Origin of the sequence: Ignatzschineria ureiclastica, from assembly GCF_003121845.1 — a bacterium.
Taxonomy (GTDB): Bacteria; Pseudomonadota; Gammaproteobacteria; order Cardiobacteriales; family Wohlfahrtiimonadaceae; genus Ignatzschineria; species Ignatzschineria ureiclastica.
Map to the genome: position 1 here is coordinate 462,120 of NZ_QEWQ01000004.1, position 24,854 is coordinate 486,973.

At 39.7% G+C, this 24,854-nt stretch carries 21 protein-coding genes; 8 read left to right on the forward strand and 13 right to left on the reverse strand.

Annotated features, from left to right (window positions below; all coding sequences use genetic code 11):
- Window positions 1-649: 649 nt before the first annotated feature.
- The 4 genes from DC083_RS07505 to DC083_RS07520 all read left to right on the forward strand — a co-directional run bounded on the left by DC083_RS07505 (window position 650) and on the right by DC083_RS07520 (window position 5,278).
- Window positions 650-1,393: a MipA/OmpV family protein gene (locus tag DC083_RS07505; RefSeq protein WP_109189589.1), complete on the forward strand. Its 744-nt coding sequence runs from the start codon at window positions 650-652 to the stop codon at window positions 1,391-1,393.
- 328 nt (window positions 1,394-1,721) lie between these two features.
- Window positions 1,722-3,107: an aspartate aminotransferase family protein gene (locus DC083_RS07510; protein ID WP_109189590.1), complete on the forward strand. Its 1,386-nt coding sequence runs from the start codon at window positions 1,722-1,724 to the stop codon at window positions 3,105-3,107.
- Window positions 3,108-3,241: 134 nt separating this feature from the next.
- Complete coding sequence (locus tag DC083_RS07515; protein WP_109189591.1) at window positions 3,242-4,318, forward strand: GNAT family N-acetyltransferase; 1,077 nt, start codon at window positions 3,242-3,244, stop codon at window positions 4,316-4,318.
- Window positions 4,319-4,369: 51 nt separating this feature from the next.
- Window positions 4,370-5,278, forward strand: a complete 909-nt coding sequence (locus tag DC083_RS07520; RefSeq protein WP_109189592.1) for an arginase family protein — start codon at window positions 4,370-4,372, stop codon at window positions 5,276-5,278.
- Window positions 5,279-5,377: 99 nt separating this feature from the next.
- On the opposite strand, the gene DC083_RS07525 is transcribed toward DC083_RS07520, so the two are convergent.
- The 4 genes from DC083_RS07525 to DC083_RS07540 all read right to left on the reverse strand — a co-directional run bounded on the left by DC083_RS07525 (window position 5,378) and on the right by DC083_RS07540 (window position 7,828).
- Window positions 5,378-5,794: an EamA family transporter gene (locus DC083_RS07525; RefSeq protein ID WP_109189593.1), complete on the reverse strand. Its 417-nt coding sequence runs from the start codon at window positions 5,792-5,794 to the stop codon at window positions 5,378-5,380.
- The gene (locus tag DC083_RS07530; protein WP_109189594.1) at window positions 5,794-6,153 is read right to left on the reverse strand and encodes a DMT family transporter; all 360 of its coding nucleotides are present in this window, start codon (window positions 6,151-6,153) and stop codon (window positions 5,794-5,796) included. Before DC083_RS07530 ends, DC083_RS07525 begins: the two co-directional genes overlap by 1 nt.
- On the reverse strand, window positions 6,150-7,013 hold the full coding sequence (locus tag DC083_RS07535; protein ID WP_109189595.1) for an alpha/beta hydrolase: 864 nt from the start codon (window positions 7,011-7,013) through the stop codon (window positions 6,150-6,152). The genes DC083_RS07530 and DC083_RS07535 overlap by 4 nt, the downstream gene beginning before the upstream one ends.
- A gap of 167 nt (window positions 7,014-7,180) precedes the next feature.
- Window positions 7,181-7,828: an MtnX-like HAD-IB family phosphatase gene (locus DC083_RS07540; RefSeq protein ID WP_109189596.1), complete on the reverse strand. Its 648-nt coding sequence runs from the start codon at window positions 7,826-7,828 to the stop codon at window positions 7,181-7,183.
- Window positions 7,829-8,058: 230 nt separating this feature from the next.
- On the opposite strand from DC083_RS07540, the gene DC083_RS07545 reads away from it, so the two are divergent.
- From DC083_RS07545 to modD, 3 genes are all read left to right on the forward strand, one after another.
- On the forward strand, window positions 8,059-8,847 hold the full coding sequence (locus DC083_RS07545; protein WP_109189597.1) for a winged helix-turn-helix domain-containing protein: 789 nt from the start codon (window positions 8,059-8,061) through the stop codon (window positions 8,845-8,847).
- 68 nt (window positions 8,848-8,915) lie between these two features.
- On the forward strand, window positions 8,916-10,277 hold the full coding sequence (locus DC083_RS07550) for an ATP-binding protein (protein WP_109189598.1): 1,362 nt from the start codon (window positions 8,916-8,918) through the stop codon (window positions 10,275-10,277).
- 161 nt (window positions 10,278-10,438) lie between these two features.
- Window positions 10,439-11,287, forward strand: a complete 849-nt coding sequence (modD, locus tag DC083_RS07555) for a ModD protein (protein WP_109189599.1) — start codon at window positions 10,439-10,441, stop codon at window positions 11,285-11,287.
- 183 nt (window positions 11,288-11,470) lie between these two features.
- Here the strand turns inward: modD and DC083_RS07560 are convergent, their stop codons facing one another.
- From DC083_RS07560 to DC083_RS07600, 9 genes are all read right to left on the reverse strand, one after another.
- On the reverse strand, window positions 11,471-13,723 hold the full coding sequence (locus DC083_RS07560; protein WP_229822311.1) for a TonB-dependent receptor plug domain-containing protein: 2,253 nt from the start codon (window positions 13,721-13,723) through the stop codon (window positions 11,471-11,473).
- A 226-nt stretch (window positions 13,724-13,949) separates the two neighbouring features.
- On the reverse strand, window positions 13,950-14,801 hold the full coding sequence (locus DC083_RS07565) for a class I SAM-dependent methyltransferase (RefSeq protein WP_109189600.1): 852 nt from the start codon (window positions 14,799-14,801) through the stop codon (window positions 13,950-13,952).
- 110 nt (window positions 14,802-14,911) lie between these two features.
- A complete protein-coding gene (locus DC083_RS07570; protein WP_109189601.1) occupies window positions 14,912-15,685 on the reverse strand; it encodes an ABC transporter ATP-binding protein in 774 nt (257 codons plus the stop codon).
- Complete coding sequence (locus tag DC083_RS07575; protein WP_109189602.1) at window positions 15,685-16,665, reverse strand: FecCD family ABC transporter permease; 981 nt, start codon at window positions 16,663-16,665, stop codon at window positions 15,685-15,687. Before DC083_RS07575 ends, DC083_RS07570 begins: the two co-directional genes overlap by 1 nt.
- Window positions 16,665-17,711, reverse strand: coding sequence for an iron ABC transporter substrate-binding protein (locus tag DC083_RS07580; RefSeq protein WP_109189603.1), 1,047 nt, complete (start codon window positions 17,709-17,711; stop codon window positions 16,665-16,667). The genes DC083_RS07575 and DC083_RS07580 overlap by 1 nt, the downstream gene beginning before the upstream one ends.
- 302 nt (window positions 17,712-18,013) lie before the next feature.
- Window positions 18,014-18,388 (reverse strand): hypothetical protein, encoded by a 375-nt coding sequence (locus DC083_RS07585; protein WP_109189604.1) that lies wholly within the window; start codon window positions 18,386-18,388, stop codon window positions 18,014-18,016.
- 39 nt (window positions 18,389-18,427) lie between these two features.
- Window positions 18,428-18,640 (reverse strand): hypothetical protein, encoded by a 213-nt coding sequence (locus tag DC083_RS07590; RefSeq protein WP_109189605.1) that lies wholly within the window; start codon window positions 18,638-18,640, stop codon window positions 18,428-18,430.
- A gap of 210 nt (window positions 18,641-18,850) precedes the next feature.
- Complete coding sequence (locus tag DC083_RS07595; protein ID WP_109189606.1) at window positions 18,851-20,644, reverse strand: cysteine desulfurase family protein; 1,794 nt, start codon at window positions 20,642-20,644, stop codon at window positions 18,851-18,853.
- Between the two features lie 210 nt (window positions 20,645-20,854).
- Window positions 20,855-21,625 (reverse strand): ABC transporter ATP-binding protein, encoded by a 771-nt coding sequence (locus DC083_RS07600; RefSeq protein WP_109189607.1) that lies wholly within the window; start codon window positions 21,623-21,625, stop codon window positions 20,855-20,857.
- Between the two features lie 425 nt (window positions 21,626-22,050).
- Between DC083_RS07600 and leuS the strand changes: the two genes are divergently transcribed.
- The gene (gene leuS / locus DC083_RS07605) at window positions 22,051-24,636 is read left to right on the forward strand and encodes a leucine--tRNA ligase (RefSeq protein WP_109189608.1); all 2,586 of its coding nucleotides are present in this window, start codon (window positions 22,051-22,053) and stop codon (window positions 24,634-24,636) included.
- Window positions 24,637-24,854: the final 218 nt, after the last annotated feature.

Sequence of the window (24,854 nt, forward strand, 5' to 3'; positions counted from 1 at the left end):
TCTGTCTTAGGTATAGCAGATCTTTTATAAAAAATTAAATTTATTGTAAATTTATTACATTCAAATATATGTCTATACATTTAGAATTTCATCTAACAAAATGAAACATAAAAGATTTAAAATATTTGAAATCAATATTTATAGAGTCACTTTATCGATTTAAATCGAGCAAAAATGATAAAAATCGATATAAATCGCTCATTTCTAATACTTTTATGATTTGAAATAACGCCCTTTCTAATGCCTTATGCCTATTTTTCCCTTTAGATTTAGAAGATATTGTGCAGTAATTAAACAGTTACCCTCTTAAAAATCCTACAAAAATTCCACAAAAATCTTAGTGAATCTGACTCACTATCTTCTACGCTGACCAGAAAAAGTAGACATTTGTCTCTTTTAATAAAGTTTGAGAACCGCGCTACATAATCTTCAATGCCAATTCATCGGCATTTAAACAAGCTTATTTTGAATCGATATTACGATACATGTTTATTCCTCTTACACTCGGTAAAGAGTTCAATAATCTTCTTGGCAATTGATATAACTTTAGAAAAATTGACATTATTAAAGTACAATAACTCACCTTTTGAATAAGTTATTCATCAATATATCTATAAACTGTACTCATTTAGAATAGGATCATGAATGTATGAAATTATCTTCTAAACTTATATTGGCACTGGGTTTTAGCGGTCTGACAACAATTGCTCAAGCAGATTCTCTGAGTTTAGGTTTAATAGGTGAGATCGACCAATCGCCTTATATCGGCGTTGATCACGATAATAATGTGAAGCCCTATATTAATTACGAATCCCCCTACCTCTATATCGATGGCTTAGAAGCGGGATTTTATCTACATCAATCTGCAATGCAACAATTGACTCTTGGTGTACTCTATGATGAAACTGGCTTTAAACCTAAACATAGTGATAATTGGCAAATGAAACAACTAGATCGCCGGAAATATAGTGCGATGGCAACATTGGATTATACCGTTATTACCTCCTTTGGTGCTTTTGGGGCAACATTAAATCACGATATTCTAGGACGCAGTAAAGGTACTACTTTTGCCGTCAATTATAGCGTTGCACAAACCTTTGATAAACTCACTGTAATGCCCTCTATCGGTCTTACTTGGCAAGATCGTCGTTACAATAATTACTACTATGGCATTACGGAAGCAGAGTCAAAACGTTCTGGTCTAGCGCAATATAAGAGTAAACAGGGTATTAATCCTTATATCGAGCTCAATCTAAGCTATCAAGCCACACCTAAATGGCAGATTATGGGAACAGCGCGCTATGATCATCTCAATAAGCAGATCCGTCGAAGCCCGATGGTCAATCGCAACAATCTCTATTCTCTACAACTTGGATTTGCCTATCAATTCTAAAGTTCATCAACATCAAAGGTAACGTTTATAAGCCTTATTATAATCATTATTAATATCAATTGATTACATATTAAAACGCTTAATTGTTACAAAAAGTACACAGAAAGCTAATACACAAGCAGAATGATGTAATAGATAATGCGCTCGTTTATATATTTATTGATAAATATTGACGTTAAATAAATTATTTTGGTGCATTTTTTGATATGCCCTAATTCTAGTGAGCAATTACGCCATTAGAAACCTATTAGGGCTTATTTAAAGATCTTCAACCATAACGCAATATTTCATATCACATTTAATTCATTGACAACACGGAGCTTGGCAGATGAAAAATCACACTATCGATGAACAGCAATTATTAAAAGATGAGGCAAAATATTGCTCATTTGGGGATACAGTTCATTATGTAGATCCGCCTAAAATTTTCACGAATTGTGAGGGTAGCTATCTTTATGATGCTAACGATATTCAATATCTCGACTTACAGATGTGGTATTCAGCGGTCAACTTCGGTTATAAAAATGAACGCCTCGATAATGTACTCAAGCAGCAGATCGATACATTACCACAAATGGCGAGCCAATATCTTCACCCTACAAAAATCGAATTAGCTAAAGCGATTGCTACCGATATGGAACGCAAGTTTGGTAAAGAGGGTCGTGTTCATTTTAATGTCGGCGGATCACAATGTATCGAAGATTCCTTAAAATTGGTGCGTAATGCAACCAATGGCAAAAGCTTAATGTTCGCTTTTGAAGGCGGATATCATGGTCGAACCTTAGGAGCTTCATCAATCACTTCAAGCTACCGTTATCGCCGTCGCTATGGTCACTTTGGTGAGCGTGCGCACTTTATTCCTTTCCCTTATCCTTTCCGTCGTCCTAAAGGAATGACTGCTGAGGAATACGGCGAACATTGTGTCAATGAATTTGCTCGCCTCTTTGAAACAGAATATAACGGTGTTTGGGATCCTAAAGTGAATGAAGCTGAGTATGCGGCATTCTATATTGAAGCCATTCAAGGCACCGGCGGTTATGTAATTCCACCACGCAACTTCTTTAAAGGCTTGAAAAAAGTCTTAGATCAATATGGTATTTTATTAGTGGTCGATGAGATCCAAATGGGCTTCTATCGTACGGGTAAACTCTGGTCAATTGAGCACTTTGATGTAACGCCCGATGTATTAGTCTTCGCAAAAGCGCTCACTAATGGCCTCAACCCACTCGGCGGATTATGGGCCCGTGAAGAGCTAATCAATCCTGAAGTCTTCCCTCCTGGATCAACACATTCAACCTTTGCTTCAAACCCATTAGGAACAGCACTTGGCTTAGAAGTGATGAAGATGACCCAAGAGATGGATTATGAAACAATGGTCACCAAGAAAGGGGAACACTTCTTAGAAGGGCTACGTGATCTACAAAAACGCCATAAAGAGATTGGTGACGTCGATGGTTTAGGCTTAGCACTTCGTGCCGAGATCTGTACTGAAGATGGCTTTACACCTAATAAACCATTACTAGATAAGATGGTAGATATTGGTCTAGCCGGTGATCTTGAATGGAATGGCAAAAAAATGGGCTTAGTACTGGATGTCGGCGGTTACTACAAAAATGTCATTACCCTTGCTCCATCGCTTCATATCTCTACTGAAGAGATTGATCAAGGTTTAGCCTTATTAGATCAGCTTTTAACGCGTGCTAAAAAGAGCTAAATCATAGTGTTAAACACGATATTGAAAGATAACACTAAAAGTATCAAATAGAGAGAGGGTTGATTTAGAAAGATCATAGATTGGACTAAATTGACCCTCTTTTTTTGAATATTCATTTTTTTAAGGGAATTATTGTGCAATATCTTACACAACTGGAACCCACTTCTCTTATCAATCAATTCAACGCGCACCCACCTTATGATTTTATCATTCAAAATCGAATCCCTGAGCTCCCGGCATTTAGTGCGCCTTTTAATCTTTTGACAACCGCCGATCATGATTTTGTTCAAAAGTTCTCTAAAATCCCATTACATCGCTTCTTAACACGGCTTTTAACGTGGAATAGCTGTTTTGTGGGCACCACTGTGTCTGAATATTGCCTATTACCTCAAGTCACTAATAAAGCTGAATTAGCGAATCTTGCCGGACAGATTCGCTCACAATATACTCGCGATTTTGCCCTGACCATCGTGAAAGATATTCCCCAAAACTCGCCCTTATTGTCAGATGAAGCCAATCAAGCAGCTTCGGCTTTTAAAGAAGCGCTCGTGACTGAGAATTTTCTGATACTCTCAGGGCAAGCTCTTGCTTGGGTTCCCATTGATTTTGCTAATTCAGAAGAATATATCGCAAGGCTCTCTAAATCTCGGCGTAAAGATATGCGGCGTAAACTCAAAAGTATGGCGGATATCGAGATTCAGATTCTTCAAACCGGTGATGAATGTTTCTTTGATGAAGCATTATTAGCCTACTATTATGAGTTATACCTCAATGTTTTTAATCAGAGTGAGATTCATTTTGATCAATTAAGCCGAGACTTTTTCAGCGCTATTTTGCAAGATAGCAGCAGTCATGGCCTAGTATTTACCTATTCCTATCAAGGAAAACTGATCGGCTACAATATCTGCTATATCGTGGGTGATAGCTTGATTGATAAATATGTCGGTTTTATCTACCCCGATGCTAGAACCCATAATCTTTACTACTTAAGTTGGTTCTATAATTTAGATTATGCTGCCACTCATGGCTTAACACGTTACATTGCCGGTTGGACTGATCCTGAAATTAAAGCTTATTTAGGAGCTTCTTTTACCCTAACTGAGCATGCGATCTATATTCGTAACCCTATTTTAAGAGCCATCTTAAAGCGATTAAGTCATCATTTTGAAAGCGATCAAAACACCTTAGAAAAACTGAATCAAAAAGATTGATAAAATCAGTCAGTGGATTCACAGCAGACTCATAAGAAAGTGACTATCACAATGAATGAAATAACAGCGCAAAAACCCCTTATTCTCAATTTTGATCAGAGTGTACATTTAACATCTGCTCAAACCATCGAACTCACAGAGTGGCAAGAGAGCATTCGATTTGGTTCAAGTATGAAAAATTTTGATATCTTACGTCAAGCACTCAATCACCAAATGCCAGACCAATATGGTCCGGTATTTATGGGCAGTGGCGATTATCATCATATTACGCTTCTATTATTAGAACGACTTCTAGCAAAGCAGAACAATAACCTTATAGGCACTTTTACAGATCATCAACCCATTGATCTTATTGTGTTTGATAATCACCCTGATAATATGCGCTTCCCTTTCGGCATTCATTGTGGCTCGTGGGTATTTCATGCCGCGAAACTGCCACAAATTCGGCATATTCATGTTATAGGAATTACCTCAAATGATATTGGCTTTGCCCATGCAATTGAAAATCACTTCCGCCCGCTCTATCGCAATAAACTCACTTATTGGTCAATGCAGGTCAACACACAGTGGGCACACTATATCGGCTTAAAAAAAGCCTTTAAAAGTTTTGCTTCACCGGATCAATTAATCGACTGCTTTTTACAAACTATGAAAAATGAGACCCATAATCTCTATCTCTCCATCGATAAAGATGCCTTTAGTAGAGATGTCATTCAGACCAATTGGGATCAAGGAATCTTAGAAGAACACCATTTATGGCAAGTCATCGATCAACTCAAACCCCGTATTATCGCCGCAGATATTACCGGTGAAGTATCCGAATATCATTATCAAACCCCTTGGAAACGCTTCTTAAGCAAACTCGATCAACAAGCCCCCATTCCACAGGAATCTCTCACCATTTGGCAAGAACAACAAAATGCCTTTAACACAAGAATTATTGAGCACTTGACGTCATAACAGATAACCTGATGAATAAAAACGAGTGACTCTCTCTTGAATCACTCGTTTTCTAACCTAAAGATACTATCTCTATCCTCACTTCCCTACTCGCTATTTTTACTGATTGACCTCTTCTTGAGCTTTCTCCGCCTCTTCAAGTGCCATGGCTTTCTTCTCAGCAAAGGCTAGAAAAATAATACCAATAATAATAAACAAAGCTCCCGTAAATCGTCCAAAGGTAATTTCATCATTAAAGAGCCAAACGGATACGATCATAACGGTCACAACTTCCATATGAGCAGCCGCAAATGCCGGCCCTACAGGCGCATGCCGAAGTAGCGTCATCCAAGCAAGAAATGTGACGATATAACCAAAAATGGCCACATAAATCCAAACATTAGTAAAAACCCGGATGATCCATTCAAGACTCATCTCTAGAGGTTCTGCTTCCATTGCCGCTAACTTAAAGCTGGTCTGTCCTAATGTATCGAAAAGAAGGAGCACACCAAAACCAATTAAATAAAACTTTTTCATTAGAAGATCCCCACAATCGCTACGCCGGCAGTAATAAAGGCAATCCCGATTACGCGCAAAGGAATCAGCTTCTCATTAAAAAGGAAGCGTCCTGCCAGCATGATAGTAATAATATTCATTGCGGCAAGTAATACCCCTTTTGACAAGGGAACTAAGGTCAGAAAGGCAAGCCAAAGAAAAAACTCTGCGATATAGGAAAAAATACCGACCCACAGCCACTTTTGTCGAAGGATTCCCTGCCAATAGCGCCACATAGTCTCGTTATCAGTTTCATTGCTCGCCGCATATTTAAAAGCGATCTGTCCTAACGTATCGAAAGCCACATTGGCAATCCATAGAATTAAAATTAACCCTGTCATACAACTCCTTTGCCGGCTTCCTCAACAGAGTCTTTTGCCATTTCTTGAACGACTTCTTCAATAAAATTGACTGAAGCATCAATCACCGCTTTGCGTTCCCGATCAATCGTAATAAGATGATAACTATCATGTAATGGAATTAAGGTCGCAGGACCTGACACATTCTGCTCAATCACACGCGCATTAGTCTCAATATCAGCAATATCATCGTGACTTGAATGCATAATCAAACAAGGGGCCGTCACTTTGCCAAGATTACGTTCAACCTCTTCCGATAGATAGAGCATCTCTGCTAATGACGTATATGGATTTCTCGCAAGCCCCGCAGATGCAGCATCACCGCCTAACATACTATCAGAGACAACTTTACGAATTTTCTCATCTTTAAGGCCATAAGGAGGCTCTTCAGCAAAAGCTCGATCTTGAAATATCCCCCATTTCTTAAACCATTTCAGTAGAAAAAAGAGATGCTTCGCATAAAAGGGAATGCTCCACCCATCATATCGAAAAGTAGTTGCATAGGTCATAACCCCGTTCACAATATCTTGCCGCTCTTCAGCAAGTTTCAACGCTAATACCGCCCCCATTGAAAGACCTGCGACAAAAAGATGCTCTACTTCTTGCTGTAATTTTTCAGCTGCAGTTTCAACACTCTGATACCAATCTTGCCAAGTTGTTTTACAAAGATCCGCTTCTGTTCCACAGTGGCCAGCAATCTGCATCGCATAAACGGTAAAACCTGCTTTATTCAGCCCCTTTGCTAAGATACGCATTTCATTAGGGGTACCGGTTAAACCATGGATCAATAATACGCCAATATTTCGATCCCCTTGCAACATAAAGCTGACATCTTTAATCATTCATTCACTACCTATTTTCTGTTTTTTTACTTATTCTTTTAATACTTCTTTTAATACTTCTTTTAATACTTCTTTAACTTATTTTTTAGCTTATTTTTTAGCTTATTCAACTACTCATTCTTCTCCACAGCTCTCACCAATAATCCTCATCAATAGCGCTATTACACTTATTTTCCATCTAAATGCGTCACAATATCGGCAAAATTCATAATCGCTTGATGAGGAATGCCATGTTTGTGACAATAATGAATAAGCTTCCCTTTTGCATAGACAAAATCAATCACATGGGAGACACAGAAATCAGAAGTGCCATCGCCTACATAGAGAATCTGTGAATATTGTTCATAGAGTCGATCCGCTTGATGACATTTGCAATTACCACTTTGCTTCTTGCAAAAAGAAGTTGCATAAGGGAACTCCAACCGCCAATGAGAATCCCCCTCATAGATAAGATGGTTAGCGATGATAGGAACGTCAGTAATACCATGCTTTTGTAAAATATATCGAATTGCATAATCTAAGCCATCACTGACAATGGCTACAGGAATATGACGCCGGCGCATTATCTCTAAAAAGGGGATAAAACTTTCATCAATTTCAATTGTCTCTAAACAAGCATCTAACATGGCTTGATCTGCTCTTAATAGCGCTACTTGACCTGCCATACATTCTAAGGATCCAATTTTCCCAGATTCCCAAGCCTCTTCTAAAGCCTCACAGCCGACTTCGCCAAAATGCTCAATCAAGGTATCCGTTACATCTTTGAGGCTAATAGTTCCATCAAAGTCACACAATACAATGTTATTCATTGTCATACTCTAACCTTAAAATAATTATGAATTATTTTGAATTACCTTGGGTGATTTACTTAAATTTACTCAAATATAGAGCGTTATTATCCTAGGTTTCCCTTAATACGCTATACAACTTTTGTGTAATTTGTGTAACCACTCAGAATTCGAAAAGAGAAAGAATATGTTATAATTGACAAATATTTAACTTTCATCACATTTTCAAGGCTTATTGGCCAAAAACCGAGAAAATCATGTCTAAACATATACTGATTATTGAGGATGATACACGTCTTGCAACCCTTACTAGTGAATATCTACAAATGCAAGGATTTACCGTTACTTGCCATACTCGAGGGGATACTGCTGAATCAACCATTTTAAGTTTAATGCCTGACCTTGTGATTTTAGATGTGCTACTACCCGGTAAATCAGGATTTGATATCTGCCGAGATATTCGTCCTTTCTATCGCAATCCTATCCTGATCCTCACGGCAAGTGAAGATAATATTGATGAAATTATCGGCCTTGAACTAGGGGCAGATGACTATCTTACTAAACCGGTAGAACCTCGGCGTTTACTTGCACGAATCCGAGTATTACTACGTAGGCAACCTACTCATCATCATTTAAGCCCCATAACGGCTAATGGTCGAGATGATTCATCGCAAACACCCATTTCAATCCCCATCAACTCTATTCAACCGCAGTATCAATCATCTCAACGACTCACTTTTGGCGATCTTACAATTGATGGCAATAACCGTACAGTGCAAATCAAAGAGCTACTACTTGATTTCACAACCGCAGAATTTGATCTTCTATGGCTATTAGCAAGTCATGCCGGCACTATTTTAACGCGGGATGATCTCTTTAATGATCTTCGAGGTATTGATTTTGATGGGGATGATCGCTCTATTGATGCCAAAATATCCCGTGTTCGCAGAAAGCTGCAAGAAGACCCCGACAATCCTACGTGGATTAAGACCGTTCGCGGCAAAGGCTATCTCTTTACGCTAGATACGCCAGCACAAAGTATTTAATAATCCATAGGGAATTGAATAATACATAGTGATCATTGTGCGCATTCAATAGAGGAATCTATCATTATATGAGTCAACCAATACATCCCTCCCATCATCAAGCAAAAGATTATCCGAAACAACCATCCCTGACCTCTCGTGTGATTCTTTATCTTGGCATTATGCTTGTTGCTCAAAGTATTATTGTTTATGGAGCGCTTCACATTTTCGTGGCACTTCCTCAAACGTGGACAGGATTGAGTGAAGATTATCAATTTTATCAAGAAATGCTTGGCGAAAGTGCCAAACTCTTAACAGAGCAATTCAATGGCGATCCTATTCACGATGAGGCCTTAGTGGATAAAATCAGTGAACGCTTTAAATTTGCAGTCGAAATTTTACCGCTAGATACCACCTTACCACCGGACATTGATGCCCAATTTCAAGAAGATCATCTCGCTTATGATGATCGCCTCAATACCATTTATCTACGATTTGGCCCAGATCAACAACTATTACAAATAGGTCCGCTTGCCAATAATGATATTCTTGATGCTGACACCTCTGCACTGCTTCTCTTTATTCTCATCTGCTCACTTGTAAGTGCTATTGTCTTCGTCTGCTTTCTCTTTTTGGCGCTTCTCCCTCTTTGGCGTGATGCTATGCGACTTCGTGCCACTGCCGATCAGCTCTCCATTGGCAACCTCTCCTCTCGAACACCTAAGGCTAATAGTTGGCTCTTTAAAACGCTAACGGAAGTAGTCAATACAATGGCGAATCGTCTTAATCAACAGATGCGTGATAGTAAATTGATCTTCCATGCCATGGCACACGAATTACGCACCCCTATTGCCCGACTCCGATTTGGTCTTACAATGATGGATGAAGCCAATACTATTGAAGCTATGAAACGACAATTACCGGGAATTCATCACGATTTAGAGGAATTAGAAGCCTTGATCAATACCAGCCTCAATTTCTTTAAGATGCAACAGCAGGAAATTCTGCCTAACAAAACTCCCGTAGATCTACAGAATTGGGCATCTCACGTCATTCATTCATTAATGCCAATGAAACCTATAGAAGTGACCCTTGAAGAGCACATTGAAAATACAACCTTTTCAATAGATCAAAAACTCGCAACGCTTGCGCTCAATAATCTTCTGCTCAATGCTTATAAATACACTGCTTCTAAAGTTGCCCTCAGCATGTCTGTATTGGATGAGGCGCTCTATATCAAAGTCAGCGATGATGGTGCCGGCATTCCTCCAGAGGCCTATGAAGAGATCTTTAAACCATTTTCAAGATTAGATAATAGCCGAACCCGAGAAACCGGCGGTCATGGTTTAGGACTTGCCTATGTTGCTCTCATTGCGGAATCTCATCAAGGTTGTATTAGAGTAGGCAGAAGTCAGTGGAATGGTGCTGAGTTAACGCTCATATTGCGATAAACATTATGATTAATATCGAATAGTTGAAATAACCTGTAATCATATTGTCAATTACCCACTATAACTATTGATTGAGTAATCTTCAGGTTAAATAATGGTACATATCTACGGTTAATATCTGCATTTTTTGTAGATACACCACTACTATTATGGGAGTAAACATGTTTATCAGTACCGAATTCGTTGATCGACTCATTCACGAAGATCTTCCTTACATTGACCTTACATCTTCTCTATTGGGCATCTCAAAGCAACGTGCGCGCATCGAGTATCGTTCTCGGGAATCAGGTGTCATTGCCGGTATTGATGTCATTCTAAAGATGTTTCAACAATGTCAAATTACCCCTATAGAGTATCAACAAAATGGGGAATTTATTACCCCGAATGGATTATTGATCTCCGGCGAGGGCTCTGCCGAAGCGATTCATACAGTTTGGAAAATTGGACAAAATGTACTTGATTATAGTTGTGGTATTGCAAGTTATACAGCAAAAATGGCACATATTTGCCGGCAATCCCCTAAGCCTATTGCGCTTCTGACCACTCGCAAGAATATCCCCGGCACTAAACTGTTAGCGATTAATGCCATCATGGCCGGCGGTGCCGTTCCCCACCGGTTAGGGTTATCTGAAACGATTTTGATCTTTAAGCAACATCGTGCATTCTTTCCAAATGACCAGTCACTTGCCAATAAAATCCAAGAGATTAAACATCTGACTTGTGAAAAACATATTGTTATGGAAGCAGATACCGTAGAAGAAGCGGAACGTTTTATTGCAATGGGCGCCGATATTATTCAATTTGACAAATTGACACCGAAAGCCCTTAAAGAAGCGAGTTATTCCCTTAAATCTAAGCACCCTACACTGCGTATTCTCGCCGCCGGCGGTATTAATCTACAAAATATTACCGAGTATATCGAAGCCGATATTGAAGGCATCGTTACAACAGCTCCTTATTATGCAAAACCTTTAGATATTAAAGTAGACATTACACCACTATCATTTTGATCTATAAAAAATATAGTAAGATCAGTTCAAAATAAGCAGCATTAAATGCCGGTGCATAGGTCACATGGAAAACATAGGGAACATAAAAAAGGATAGTCACCATTGATTAGGAGACTATCCTTTATCACTTTATACTGATCAATACCGTAAGAATGATATAAATCTGCTTATCACAACCAACTATTAATAGAAATCATAACGCATATTCATATAGAGATAGCGCCCCGCTGAAGGATAGGTTGAATTATACGATGCATAGTTCTTATTAAAGATATTCTCAGCGCCGGCATTGAATGTCATGCCTCTCCATTGTGGCGGACGTACAGAAAACTTCAGGTTGTAAGTTGCATATCCCCGGTTTTTCGTAAGTCCTTTACTGTCAGCATAACTAGTACTTCTTGCTGTCACCGAAGGTGTAATTTCAAGCCAATCAACAGGCTTAATTGTCGCGTAAGCATAACCAAAGTTTTTGGGAATATCTGTAATTTTGATCTCATTATGATCTTTATTTTTGACATGCAGGTAAGTATAACTACCCCCTACCCGTAAATACTGATTCACATCATAATCAAGCCCTAATTCAATCCCTTTACGGATCACTTTCCCGGGAAGATTGATATTTTGAGTGACTGCATATCCTGGGAAGATAGACCAATCATCATCACTACGTTGAATCGCATCCTTCGATTGGCTATAAAATAGAGAAGCATCAAAGTGAAGATTATCTAACGGCATCCCGGAATAGCCTAATTCAATATTGAGTGCACTCTCAGGTTTCAAACCAGGATTTTGTAAAGCAATACTTGGATAAAGTTGACCAGGAATACAGTATGTTTCACCTTTAGGACACTTTTTCTCATTATCCCCATAGTTAGAATAAGATTCTTTAAAGCTTGGGAAACGGGTCTTACGGCCAATTGCAAAACGGAAAATATCTACATCGTTCGGTTTATAGAAAAGCGCCGCTTGATAATCCGTTGTATGAATAGAAGGCGACAGCATACTACCCGCTTGTGGATATTGCGCTAATAATGCTTCGGTATTTTTACCAATACCATTAGCATCAGCGGTACGACGAGTATAAATAACCCCTAACTGAGCTTCCCATTGATCATTAATCGTAATATTATCTTCAAGCGCAACAGAATAGAATTTCTGTGTTGCTTCTGAACTTGTCGTGTGAGAAGTTAATAAATTCTCATCGATCGATTTATGAGTTTCTCGTTTATAACTCAACATCAATTTCACTAAGTGTCGATCAATCGCCGTTGTTCCAGCCTCTACCGATGCACCAAATGCCTTATCATCATATTTACTTGATTGATTCGGTCTAAAATTGAGTAACGTATTTTTGAATGTATCATAATAGACGCGCGGCTTGATATAGAGCTGATCTTCAAAGAGCCATGTGTTTGAGACAAACGAAATTGTTTGACGATCCCACTTCGGCCAAATCCAGTTGGTAGGAATAATCCCATTATCATCAGGACTACCAGGATGCTTCTTCGCTGTCTGTTTTGAGTAACTCAAGACATATTCATCCCCTTCTACCGGTGTCCAACCTAATTTCATACTAATACGGCGATCTTTGGTGCGATAGAGATATTTATCAGAATCCACTTCTCGATCTAAAGCATCTTTACCTACATAATTTTCAGCTAACTTTGTAGAATGGCGATCCCGCTCAGAGATACTCGCTGAAGCATACCATTTCTCCTGTAAGGTTCCGACATTCAGCCCCACTTCATGAGTTTGACCTTCCCCGGCACCTACAACCCCTGAAATATCCAATTCAGAGCGAGGTTTTAGTGTCACAATATTAATCGCACCGCCTAATGTATTGTGACCATACATCACAGAGCTATAGCCCTTAGCAACCTCAATAGAAGAGATATCCGACGTTGAGAAACGGCTCATATCAGAGTAACCATCGTAAGGAATATAGACAGGAATACCATCGACAAATACCGGCACATAGCGCAATCCATAGCCCCGCACGGAAACACTCGGCTCGTAACGGTTCGCCGCCCTTCTCCCCGAAGCACCAATCGGCGCATCATAATAGACACCCGGCGTATAGGCTAATGCTTGTCCTACATCTTTTGCCTCAAATAGATCAATGGTTTCTTTACTAATATAACTCTCAAAAAAATCTGAAGATTCCAATAAGTTTTTTTCCATAGAACCTTTGACTAACACGGTTCCCAATGTGAAAACTTGGTTAGAATCAATATCTTTTGATGAACCGGACTGATCACCCTTTTCATTACTAATCTTAGTCACTGATTCTTCCGATTCTAACTGATCAATACGATCAACGCCTTGTGCAAACCCTACAGATAATAGTGGAAATAACGCGCATAGTACGGCAAGAGCTGTTTTTTTCGGTTGAGGCATTGTGCTTGTGAATGCCTGATTATTTTGTTTGATGAACATAGTTCTCCTTTTCGTTGATAAATAGTCGTTACTGTTTTACTTAAAAATGGACAATAAAAGCCTCTCCCGGACTAAAAGAGCTTCTTTTATCGGGTCATTGATGTAGATTATTAATAAATTATTGAATCGTTATAATCTGATGCAATAAGTCTTATGAAATAGGTTCTATGAAATGGGTTTTATGAATCATTTTTATAAAATGATCAGGTACATCTCCGGTACGCTTTTAAGGTTTTCTCACATCTGAGCCTCGCTTTCGATCTGTTCGCCACTTTAAGAAAGCCCAGGGACGATTTGCGTGATAAACCGTAGGCAATGTATGCCCAAAATCATCATAATATTGGGTTAACTTCTCAACTTCATCGGCCGTTAAATCCCCAATTGACCAGGTGACCGCTTGAATAAAATCTTCTACATTCTCGATAGTCTGACGACTAACTTGATGATTGGCTTCAATGAAATCCACCGACACTTGATAACCTTGTTGGTAGAGTAGATTGACCGCATAGATATAGGTGGGAAAGCCGACACTATCCCGACCAATGGCTCGCAGAATATCGCGATTTACAAAATCCTTTTCGACAGTCATCGTCATATAGACCGCCTTTTTCGCCTTTGCATTGAGTTTTGCAAGCGCATCTTCTAAATCTGCCACCATAGAAGAACGAGAAGAGATACAGATGTCGCATTCAGGAATCTCAGACCAATCCTCATCCCACGATTTTAAGATCGTCTCATAATTGGTAATACCAAGTTCCGAGGCCCTCTCATCGACTACTTCTAACATCTTTGGGCTATAATCTAAGGCATAAACTTTCTTGATCATCGGTGCAATCGCAAGAGCAATCGTGCCGCCACCACAACCGATATCAAGAGCTGTCTCTACACCCTCTAAATCCATCCTCGCTAAAAATGCCGAAATATAATCTGCATTGACGCAGCCACCACCGGTACGCATACGGTTCGCTTTTTGATCCCAATCTTCCGGCAACTTAGGTTGCCTGATAGATTCATTGGCATGGGAACGGTAGAGTTCACCAAAATCAATATCAAAAATAGTTGTTAAATCTCTTTTCATTATTATTCTCCTCTCTCTTATCCCTTGTCTCTCTCTTACATACATATCAAGGACATATCATTTTATCTAATGTCGTTTTATCTAATATCACTTCTAAGCAGATCGTGACATCACAGTAAAATACCCTCTAGGTTCTTTCTAATAATCTCTTCGGGTAGACGATAAATTGTCGCAAGATTATGGGTTGTTAAAACCTGATCACTTGCACCATCTGCGATAATTTGACCTTGATGAAAGAGCAGCAGACGATCAGCAACTCGAACTGCATGCTCAGGTTGATGAGTTGTCATTAAAATTGTCATTCCTTCCTGCTTCAATCGACTAATCTGCTCTAAGACTCGAAGCTGATTACCATAATCAAGGCTTGATGTGGGTTCATCCATAATCAGTATCTTCGGCGCTTGTACTAAGGCTCTAGCAATCAGAATCAACTGTTTTTCACCACCACTTAATTGCGGATAGAGCTTACCTGCTAAATACTCGATTTCTAATTGCTTCATCACTCTCGTTACCGCTTCCATATCTTCTGCTTTTGGCGTTCCTGCCCAATGTAAAGAAGCGGTTCGTCCCATTAAAATGATAGCTTCCGAGGTAAATGGAAAGTAGTTGTTTTGCGCTTGTGGAACATATCCCACCATTTTGGCCAATCCCTTACGAGACCACTTTGATTGCAATTTCCCTGCAATTGAGATCTCGCCTCCTAATATTGGAATAATGCCCATAATTGTTTTTAAGAGCGTAGTTTTGCCACAACCATTTGCCCCTAAGAGCGAAACAATCTCATTAGGATAAAATTGCAAAGACAAGTTTGAGGCAACCTTTTTGCGGCCATAGCCTAAACTTACATTCTGCAATTCAATAATAGATGCCACGCCCCTACTCATTAATGTGCGCCTCCTTTGAGTAATAGCCCAATAAAGAAAGGCGCACCAATAAAGGCCGTTAAAATACTCAAGGGCATCTCAATGGGGAAAATAGTGCGCGCAAGCGTATCGGTTAAGAGTAGAAATCCTGCCCCCATAAAGAGTGCCGTCGGAAGCAATCGACGAAAATCAGGTCCGACCCAAAGCCTTGCAATATGAGGAATCACAAGCCCAATCCAACCAATGACACCACTAATTGAAACCACAGCCGATGTCATTAATGTCGCTGATAAAATAAAGATTAAACGAAGATATTGAACATTTACGCCGAGCGCTAATACCTCTTCATCATCTAAACTCAGAAGATTCATCCGCCAGCGAAGTAAGAAAAGTGGCATAAAACTGATAATAAAGAGCGGAACAACAATATAGAGATCTTCCAAGGTTGCCATTGTCAAAGATCCCATTAGCCAGAAAGTAATGAGTGTTAATTGGCTATAAGGATCTGAGAGCAACTTCACAAGTGAAATCCCGGCACCTAGTAAAGCAGATATAGCAATCCCTGAGAGCACTAAGGCTAAAATAGGATCTAACCGTCGTACCATTTGTGAAATAAGATAGACAAGCGCTACCGTTGCTAAGCCAAATAGAAATGCTACTACTTGAATCCCAACCACCGAAAAGCCAAAGTAAATGGCCGTTACGGCTCCTAATCCTGAACCCGCAGAAACACCGAGAATATCAGGGGAGACTAGCGGATTACGAAACATACCTTGATAGGTCGCACCAGCAATGGCTAGCGCGCTTCCCACAACCATCGCTGTTAACATCCGCGGCATCCGAATATGCCAAAGTACAATATCGTGATCTGTTAAATCATGACCTTGTGCAATATTCGTTAAAGAGTGCCACAATTCTGCGATCGAAATGGAATACTGTCCAACAGAAATGGAAATCAAAAACATGATGACCAAAAAAATAGGTGCTAACCAAAGACGCATTATTGAGGCCCTGCAGTTATTTTTTTTAATTCATCTTCACTCAAATAGTATTGATAAAAAAGGGCAAAATACTCAATAATCGCTTTTTTTGCCATCTCTAAAGAATAACGTTCCGGCACTAATAGCGAGGCAAGCCACGAAGCGCCTAATAGACGATTCATACCCGGTGGCATATCTAACCAGCCAAAAGGTAGATTCGGTACCCAATAGTAACGCTTCTCTTTCACTGCTTTTAAACGTTGCCAAATAGGATTTGTCTGAATCGTTTGATAAAAATTTGCATCCATAATCAGAATCACATCGGGTTGCCATAACATCAATTGCTCTAAAGACACCCGAGTCATCATCTTTTCACCAGCCACTTCAGCAACATTTGTCGCACCAATCCATTCAATGACCTCGGTGTGAATAGATCCTTTTAATCCAGTTTCAAGTCCATCAGCACCACGAGCTGAGTAAACTTTTATCTCCCCCTGATTGCTCTTTGAGACAATATTATGCGTTTGTTGCAATACTCCCTCGGCGTAGTCTGCTAATAGCGCCCCATGCGCTTCAACGCCTAAAACGCGTCCTAATGTCCGTAACTGCTCTGCTGTATCTGAAAATTGCCCATTTGCAAGTAGATAAGGGATCTGAGTTTGCTGATGAACACGCTCTGCAACGCCAATATAGCTCGGCGATACCGTACCGATATCCACAATCAGATCAGGCTTTGAGGCCATAATTTTCTCAAGAGGGGCTGTCGATCCTCTGCCCGCTAATCTGCCCGTTGAGGGTAGATTTTGAATTCTTTCAGGTAGAAAATGCTTCTGCTTTGAAGAGAGATTAAGGGATGCCAATCCGATCAGCTTATTCGGTGTTAAAGAGAGCAGTAAAATATCAGCAACAGGGCCCGCACTTAGAATTCGCTCTATCGTTTGAGGCTTAGGAAGATCACCAAAAGCTTCCATTAAAAATGATTGCTCTTTAGCAAAGACCAATGCCGGAAATTGCAGTAATAAAGAGGAAGCTAAAGCTGTTTTAAGAAAATGACGACGGTTCAACATAAGATCTTCTCACCCAAAGGCATGCAATAAATGATGAATAAATAAAAGTGATATTGATCTAAAACATCAGTCACTAAGGATCAAATATCAACTTTTTAATGAAAGTTGGCATTATTACACTCTTTTTAGTCAATCTTGACCATTACCCAATAGAACTATACGAAACAACAGTAGCGAAATAGTCCACATTACATTCTTGTTATCGAAAAAAATCCCCAATATGGACAATATCGGGGATCTTATCATTCAATAAATATGCTTAAAAAATTCGATAGATGAAGCTAAAATACCAAAATCAGAGCTTAAAGATCAATCACTTCAACTTGATCTCGGTCGGTAATAATCATCAAGGGGACATTTTCATAACTATCAATATGACCTGTGAGGCAGACTTCCTGTTTTGCTAATGATTGTGCCCACTCAAGTGAACCGATATCTGCTAGATCTTCTCGCCAAATAAAACCATAAAAAGGTTCCTTCGGATAGGGTTGTACAAAATTGAGATATATCGCTTCTTCAGTGACATCAACTGTTGCTACTTCCCCACAAACTTTACGGATATAGCCCTCATAAACCTTCGCCTCCGTTGCAAGAATATAGTCAGAAGCCCAAGTCACTGCCCCAAAACTACAGGCACAGAGTAACAATAAACTCACTCGTTGTAATAATCGTCGCATGATCCATTCCTTTAATAAAATTGAATACTCAATGAAGAATTAGCGTCTATTTTTCCAATAAGTGAGTACTGGCGGACCAATTAAAAATGCCCCTACTAATAGCTCTATGAGCGTCACAATCGCCCAACCGATATTAAAAGCAAACATCCAACAGATCGCAATAGCGACTGATGCAATCACAACGGCACGATCATCTAAAAAATGACGTAAACCAACACCGACTACAAAAAAGAGGAAGAGAAAAAATAACATAGCGGACCTCGCTGAACTTTCATTCTATATATCTATTAAAAAACCATACAAATTGATTCATAAGGATCTATTCTAACACTATAAAGAATATACTTTAAGCTACAACTATTTAAATATATTGATAATTCAATGCGATTATTGAATAATGCACTGTCATTTAGGCTTCTATTCACTTCTCTCTAAATTGGCCTCAATCCTATTAATTATCGCCTATTGCAGATCTTGTAAAAAAGTTTGTAACGCTCTTTCGATATAGATGGTATCCCTTAAATATTCTGCCGGCGTTTTTTGGTCTATCAGTTGCTCTAACTTAAAATGCGTTGTAATCATCTCTTCTCGCAAACTTGTAATGAGTGTTTGGAAAAGCGCAAGATAGTATGGCGCACCATAAGCCTTAGCGGAGAGTTCTCTGAAGCGAAATACTGCCCCATCTGCGATGCTACTGCGCTCTAAAACACCATATAATGATAGAGAAAAATAGGGTTTTTCAATCGTGATGAGATGCGTTGAATCATCAAAATCTTCTTCCTTAAAATCATGCGCAATAAAAGTGGGCGACAATAATGATTCGATATAAGGATCATAAATATTATATTCCCCATACCAATTGGTTTGCCGACCTTTAGCAATACTTTGAATAAATTCAATGGCCGTTCGCAATAATTCACCGGCGTAGAGGATCTCTTCTTCCGTCGTATAGCGCCCCACACTCACACGAATTGACGAGAATGCCCGGCGTTCATCATAGCCCGTCTCTGTTAATACGTAAGAGGGTAAAGTACTGTCACTATTACAAGCCGAGCCTTTTGCAAGCGCTAACTTCGGCACTAAGGCCAATAAAGTATCGGCATGAACATCCGGAAGATAGAGATTTAAAACGCCTGGCTCCCGCTCTGCCTTAACCTTTATACCTGATTTAATATCGGCAAATTGTGGCTCTGAATTGATAATATCAGTGAGTGTTTTATCTCTCTCCCGATTGCTTTGTTGGCTGCTTTGCTGCCCCATTTGCTGATCATCTTGTGAATCTTTCCGAACAATTGAAGCACTATTCACCTCAACGCCAAGAGGCAGTAATTGACGAAGTAGTAAGCCCTCTAACCGCACTAAACGATGACGTTCATCACGCCAATTCGCCGCAATCAAAGATAACGCTTTTGCAAATCCTAAAACACCCTCATTCGGCATTGTGCCGGCACGCAGCATTTGTCCACCGCTACCATCCATCAAATGTTGCATCGGTAATTTTGGGAATGCTCGGCGATAGAGTAATCCAATATTTTTAGGACCATAGCATTTATGAGCCGACAGACTGACAAGGTCAAATTGAGAAGCATCAAATTGAAAATGAGGAGCGGCTTGAGTTGCATCGATATGAATGGGAATCTTATATTTCCGAGCCATTTTAGCAATAGCTTCTACCGGCAATTTATCACCCGTTTCATTATTGACCCAAATAAGAGAAATAAGCGCAGTCTCTTCATTAATCGCAGATTCAATCATCTCCGCGGTAATCGTCCCTTCGCTATTAGGCGCAATAAAATGCCCCTTATAACCCATCTTCATCAAACTTTGAACTGTATTAATCGTCGCTTTATGCTCGATAGTCGTGGTGATGATTTCCCGTTTTTTTTGCGCCTGTAATACGCCTTTGAGTGCTTGATTAATCGATTCTGTTGCACCGCTTGTAATCGTAATCTCTTCTCGAGTGACATTAAAATGACGAGCAATCTCTTCTAACGCTTCTTGCACATATTGCGTTGTCATTGCACCTAATTCATGCGGGCTACTGATATTGGCCCAATGGCGTTCCATTGCATTGACCATCGTCTCAATCACCGCAGGATCTACCGGCGTTGTCGCAGCATAATCAAGATAAACCATATCCGAGAAATGGGGCTTTGTGGGAAGCTTCAAAAGTTCAATCTCCCCTTTCCCCTGCTGATTCAGCTCACTTTGGGTTGTATCATTCAAGTTTTCAGCAATATCCCATACTCTTTTCATTGATTATCCTTTTCAATCGATAGCGCTATGAAGTGATAGATTCATCGTTGCTACTTATTTTGCTACTTTATTAACACTCAATCTAATTTTGTAATCACAAAGCTCTCATAAACAAAGCCGAATAAAAAAAGCGCCAAGAGAGCGCTTCTTTAATATATCATTGATTTTATCTTCGCTAACAACTATTAGCATAAAAGTTAGGGGAAGAAATCATCCATTGTAATGTTGAATAAATTGTTTAAACCGCTCTGATTGTGGATTCGTAAAGAGCTCATGAGGATCCCCCTCTTCTTCAATACGCCCTTCATGGAAAAAGACAACTCGATTAGAGACATTACGGGCAAAATCCATCTCATGAGTTACCACAATCATCGTCATCCCCTCTTTCGCTAAATCCTGCATGACTGTCAACACTTCATGCACTAACTCAGGGTCTAATGCCGATGTAGGTTCATCAAAGAGAATCACACTCGGTTCCATAGCAAGCGCTCTCGCAATCGCCACACGTTGCTGCTGCCCACCCGATAAAGAGATAGGATAGTCATTCACCCGTTCACTCATCCCCACTTTTTCGAGCAATTTCAGCGCTCGTGCTTTTGCCTCTTTCTTCGATAATCCTAAGACATGAACAGGCGCTTCGATCATATTCTCAAGCACCGTCATATGACCCCAAAGATTGAAGTTTTGAAATACCATACCCAATTCTGTTCGCATTTTCTGTAATGCTTTTTGATCTTTTGCCACTAAACCTTTATCACTAGGAACTAGGATCAATTTCTCACCATTGAGCGTAATTTCACCTTGATCAGGATTCTCTAATAGATTGATACAACGCAAAAAGGTACTCTTTCCAGATCCTGAAGCCCCTAACATTGAGACGACATCGCCTTTATTTAAGGTGAGCGAGATTCCTTTTAAAATCTCCCGATCTCCAAATGACTTATGGATATTTTCAACGACCAATGTGGGTTGACTTGACATAATATGAATATTCCTACAGTTTCGATGACATAAAGCAAGTCTGCCATTATAACAACATTCGAAGAAAGACGATGTACATTTGTTATAAATCTCTCTTCCTAAGAGGACAATTTCAGACTAAGTTAGTGTATACTAGCGAAGTTTAAAGTGATCTTAATAAAGTAAGTTTATAAAAGTTTGACCTATGCCCATCTGAAGGTTTGATCTTCAAGATTGAATCTTTGAAAATAGGATCTAATCAACTCTTAATAATACGATATGTTATTCATACACATTATTAATATTCCTTATTAATCATTTATTAGGATATCATTGATTAGGCATTATTAATGCAGACAAATTATCATAACAATATAGACACAATCACAATTTATAACGTAATTTTTTGATTCAATTTCTGAAGAGAAACAAAAGGATTTTATAGGATGAAACCAACCTACGAAGCTGCCCAAATCGAAGCAGCCGCTCAAGCATTTTGGGAAGCGAATGCTTCTTTCAAAGTAGAAAATCATACTGACAAACCTAATTATTACTGCCTCTCAATGTTCCCTTACCCTTCAGGTCGACTGCATATGGGACATGTGCGTAACTATACTATCGGGGATGTGATTACTCGTTATAAAAAAATGAGTGGCTACAATGTAATGCAACCCATTGGTTGGGATGCCTTTGGTATGCCTGCAGAAAATGCGGCGATTGACAATAAAGTCTCTCCACACGATTGGACGCATAAAAATATCGTCTATATGCGCAAACAATTTAAAGAGCTCGGATTCGGTTTTGATTGGTCTCGAGAGTTTGCAACTTGTGACCCTGAGTACTATGGTTGGGAACAATGGTTCTTCCTTCAACTCTATAAAAAAGGGGTGATCTATCGTAAAAAAGGGATGGTTAACTGGGATCCCGTAGATCAAACAGTATTGGCAAATGAACAGGTCATCGATGGTCGTGGCTGGCGCTCAGATGCGTTAGTTGAACGCCGAGAAATCCCGATGTACTACTTCAAAATTACCGATTATGCCGAAGAGTTATTGGAAGATCTTCAATTACTCGAAGATTGGCCTGAGCAAGTACGCACGATGCAAGCCAACTGGATCGGTAAATCTCAAGGTATGGAAGTCACATTCCTCCATCAAGATGGGCAATTTAATGTCTTTACAACGCGCCCTGATACATTAATGGGCGTTACTTATGTCGCGGTTGCTCCTGAACATCCGATTGCAGCAAAAGCAGCGGAAAATAATCCTGAACTTGCTGAGTTTATCAAAGCGTGTCAAAAAACGGGCACCAGTGAAGCCGATTTTGCCACTCAAGAAGCCAAAGGAATGGCAACAGGCGAATTTGCTAAACATCCATTAACCGGTGAAGAAGTTCCAATTTGGGTCGCCAACTATGTACTAATGTCCTACGGCGATGGCGCTGTAATGGCCGTTCCGGCACATGATGCCCGAGATTTTGGTTTTGCTCACAAATACAATCTTCCTATCAAAATGGTCGTTGAGCCTAATGATGGTGATCATAACCTAGATACTTGGCACGATTCTCTCGGTGAACATGGAACTTTAATTAATTCTGGTGAATTTACTGGTCTTAATTTTGAAGAAGCTTTCAAAAAAATTGGAGATGCACTTGAAGCCAAAGGTTTAGGTAAACCTAAAACACAATATCGCTTACGGGACTGGGGGATTTCTCGTCAACGTTATTGGGGTTGCCCTATTCCAATCATCAATTGCCCAAGCTGTGGTGAAGTCCCCGTTCCTGAGCAAGATCTACCGGTTGTATTACCAACAGATTGTATTCCTGATGGCAGCGGTAACCCACTGAATAAACTCGATTCCTTCAAGAAAGTTGCTTGTCCGCAATGTGGTGGTGATGCCGAACGTGAAACCGATACAATGGATACTTTCGTAGAATCCTCTTGGTATTATGCCCGTTTTGCATCAAGTCATTTCAATGAAGGAATGGTTGATCCTAAGGCCGCTGAAGCGTGGTTGCCGGTAGATCAATATATCGGCGGTGTAGAACATGCGATTTTACATCTACTCTACTCCCGTTTCTTCCATAAATTGATGCGTAATGAGGGTGTTTTAGGTAATCCTGAAAAAGTTGGCCCTGAACCTTTTAAGGCACTACTCACTCAAGGAATGGTGGTTTCTCCCGCTTTCTATCGTCATACAAGTAAAGGTTATGAATGGTTCAATATCAATGATCTTGAAGTGATCGATAAGAATGGTGAGAAGAGCTACATCCTCAAAAAAGATGGTGAACCTGTCACTTACTACGGTATTCTCAAAATGGGGAAATCGAAGAATAATGGGGTTGATCCTGAGGCAATCGTTAAATCGTATGGCGCTGATGTTTCCCGTCTCTTTATGATGTTTACCTCACCACCCGAGCAAACGCTTGAATGGTCAACGTCAGGCCTTGAAGGAGCTGACCGTTTCCTTCGCCGAGTTTGGAACTTTGCTTATGAGAATCAAGCAATCCTCAAAGATCATACGCTTGATGCTAGTAAAATCAGTGATAAAGCCGCCAAAGATGCTCGCCGAGAAATTCATCAGGAATTGAAAAAAGCCCTCTACGATTATGAGCGCTTCCATTTCAATACGGTCATCTCTGCGAATATGATTATGCTCAATGTCCTTACGAAATTGAAAGATTCACCGGATGAAGCGGCTGTGAAACGTGAAGGCTTCTCTATTATGCTTCGCCTATTGAGTCCGATTGTGCCTCATATTGTTCATACTATTTGGTCAACTTTATTTGGTGACAATATTCTAGATCATGCACTACCTCTTGTGGATGAATCAGCACTGATCTCTGATGAAGTGAAATATATGGTACAAGTCAATGGTCGCCTCCGCGGTGAAGTCGTTGTACCGGCATCTGCTTCTAAGGAAGAGATTGAAAAAGCAGCACTTGCCAATGAAAATGCACAGAAATTCATCGAAGGTGAAATTCGTCGTGTTATCGTTGTCCCTAATCGCTTAGTCAATATCGTTGCCAATTAATTCTTGGTCTCAATAGACAATCATCACTATCAAATCCCGTACATTGTGCGGGATTTTTTTTAGATTGATAAAATATAGTCATATCGGCTCAAAATACGCTTATTCAAATGCCGGTGCATCAGCTGATCGAGGCAAGGAAGCTGTTCTATCCAGCATCTTGTAAGTGTTGGTGAGTCAGGTTTTATCTGCTTTTAAAATCCTACAATAGCTATTTATAG

Coding starts and splice junctions, on each gene's coding strand:
- DC083_RS07585 (WP_109189604.1), bottom strand. CDS start 18,388: ATGCGACGATTATTACAACGAGTGAGTTTATTGTTACTCTGTGCCTGT.
- DC083_RS07575 (WP_109189602.1), bottom strand. CDS start 16,665: ATGCGTCTTTGGTTAGCACCTATTTTTTTGGTCATCATGTTTTTGATT.
- DC083_RS07570 (WP_109189601.1), bottom strand. CDS start 15,685: ATGAGTAGGGGCGTGGCATCTATTATTGAATTGCAGAATGTAAGTTTA.
- DC083_RS07530 (WP_109189594.1), bottom strand. CDS start 6,153: ATGACAGGGTTAATTTTAATTCTATGGATTGCCAATGTGGCTTTCGAT.
- DC083_RS07505 (WP_109189589.1), top strand. CDS start 650: ATGAAATTATCTTCTAAACTTATATTGGCACTGGGTTTTAGCGGTCTG.
- DC083_RS07595 (WP_109189606.1), bottom strand. CDS start 20,644: ATGAAAAGAGTATGGGATATTGCTGAAAACTTGAATGATACAACCCAA.
- DC083_RS07545 (WP_109189597.1), top strand. CDS start 8,059: ATGTCTAAACATATACTGATTATTGAGGATGATACACGTCTTGCAACC.
- DC083_RS07580 (WP_109189603.1), bottom strand. CDS start 17,711: ATGTTGAACCGTCGTCATTTTCTTAAAACAGCTTTAGCTTCCTCTTTA.
- DC083_RS07525 (WP_109189593.1), bottom strand. CDS start 5,794: ATGAAAAAGTTTTATTTAATTGGTTTTGGTGTGCTCCTTCTTTTCGAT.
- DC083_RS07520 (WP_109189592.1), top strand. CDS start 4,370: ATGAATGAAATAACAGCGCAAAAACCCCTTATTCTCAATTTTGATCAG.
- DC083_RS07550 (WP_109189598.1), top strand. CDS start 8,916: ATGAGTCAACCAATACATCCCTCCCATCATCAAGCAAAAGATTATCCG.
- DC083_RS07535 (WP_109189595.1), bottom strand. CDS start 7,013: ATGATTAAAGATGTCAGCTTTATGTTGCAAGGGGATCGAAATATTGGC.
- DC083_RS07600 (WP_109189607.1), bottom strand. CDS start 21,625: ATGTCAAGTCAACCCACATTGGTCGTTGAAAATATCCATAAGTCATTT.
- DC083_RS07565 (WP_109189600.1), bottom strand. CDS start 14,801: ATGAAAAGAGATTTAACAACTATTTTTGATATTGATTTTGGTGAACTC.
- DC083_RS07590 (WP_109189605.1), bottom strand. CDS start 18,640: ATGTTATTTTTTCTCTTCCTCTTTTTTGTAGTCGGTGTTGGTTTACGT.
- DC083_RS07540 (WP_109189596.1), bottom strand. CDS start 7,828: ATGACAATGAATAACATTGTATTGTGTGACTTTGATGGAACTATTAGC.
- leuS (WP_109189608.1), top strand. CDS start 22,051: ATGAAACCAACCTACGAAGCTGCCCAAATCGAAGCAGCCGCTCAAGCA.
- modD (WP_109189599.1), top strand. CDS start 10,439: ATGTTTATCAGTACCGAATTCGTTGATCGACTCATTCACGAAGATCTT.
- DC083_RS07510 (WP_109189590.1), top strand. CDS start 1,722: ATGAAAAATCACACTATCGATGAACAGCAATTATTAAAAGATGAGGCA.
- DC083_RS07560 (WP_229822311.1), bottom strand. CDS start 13,723: ATGTTCATCAAACAAAATAATCAGGCATTCACAAGCACAATGCCTCAA.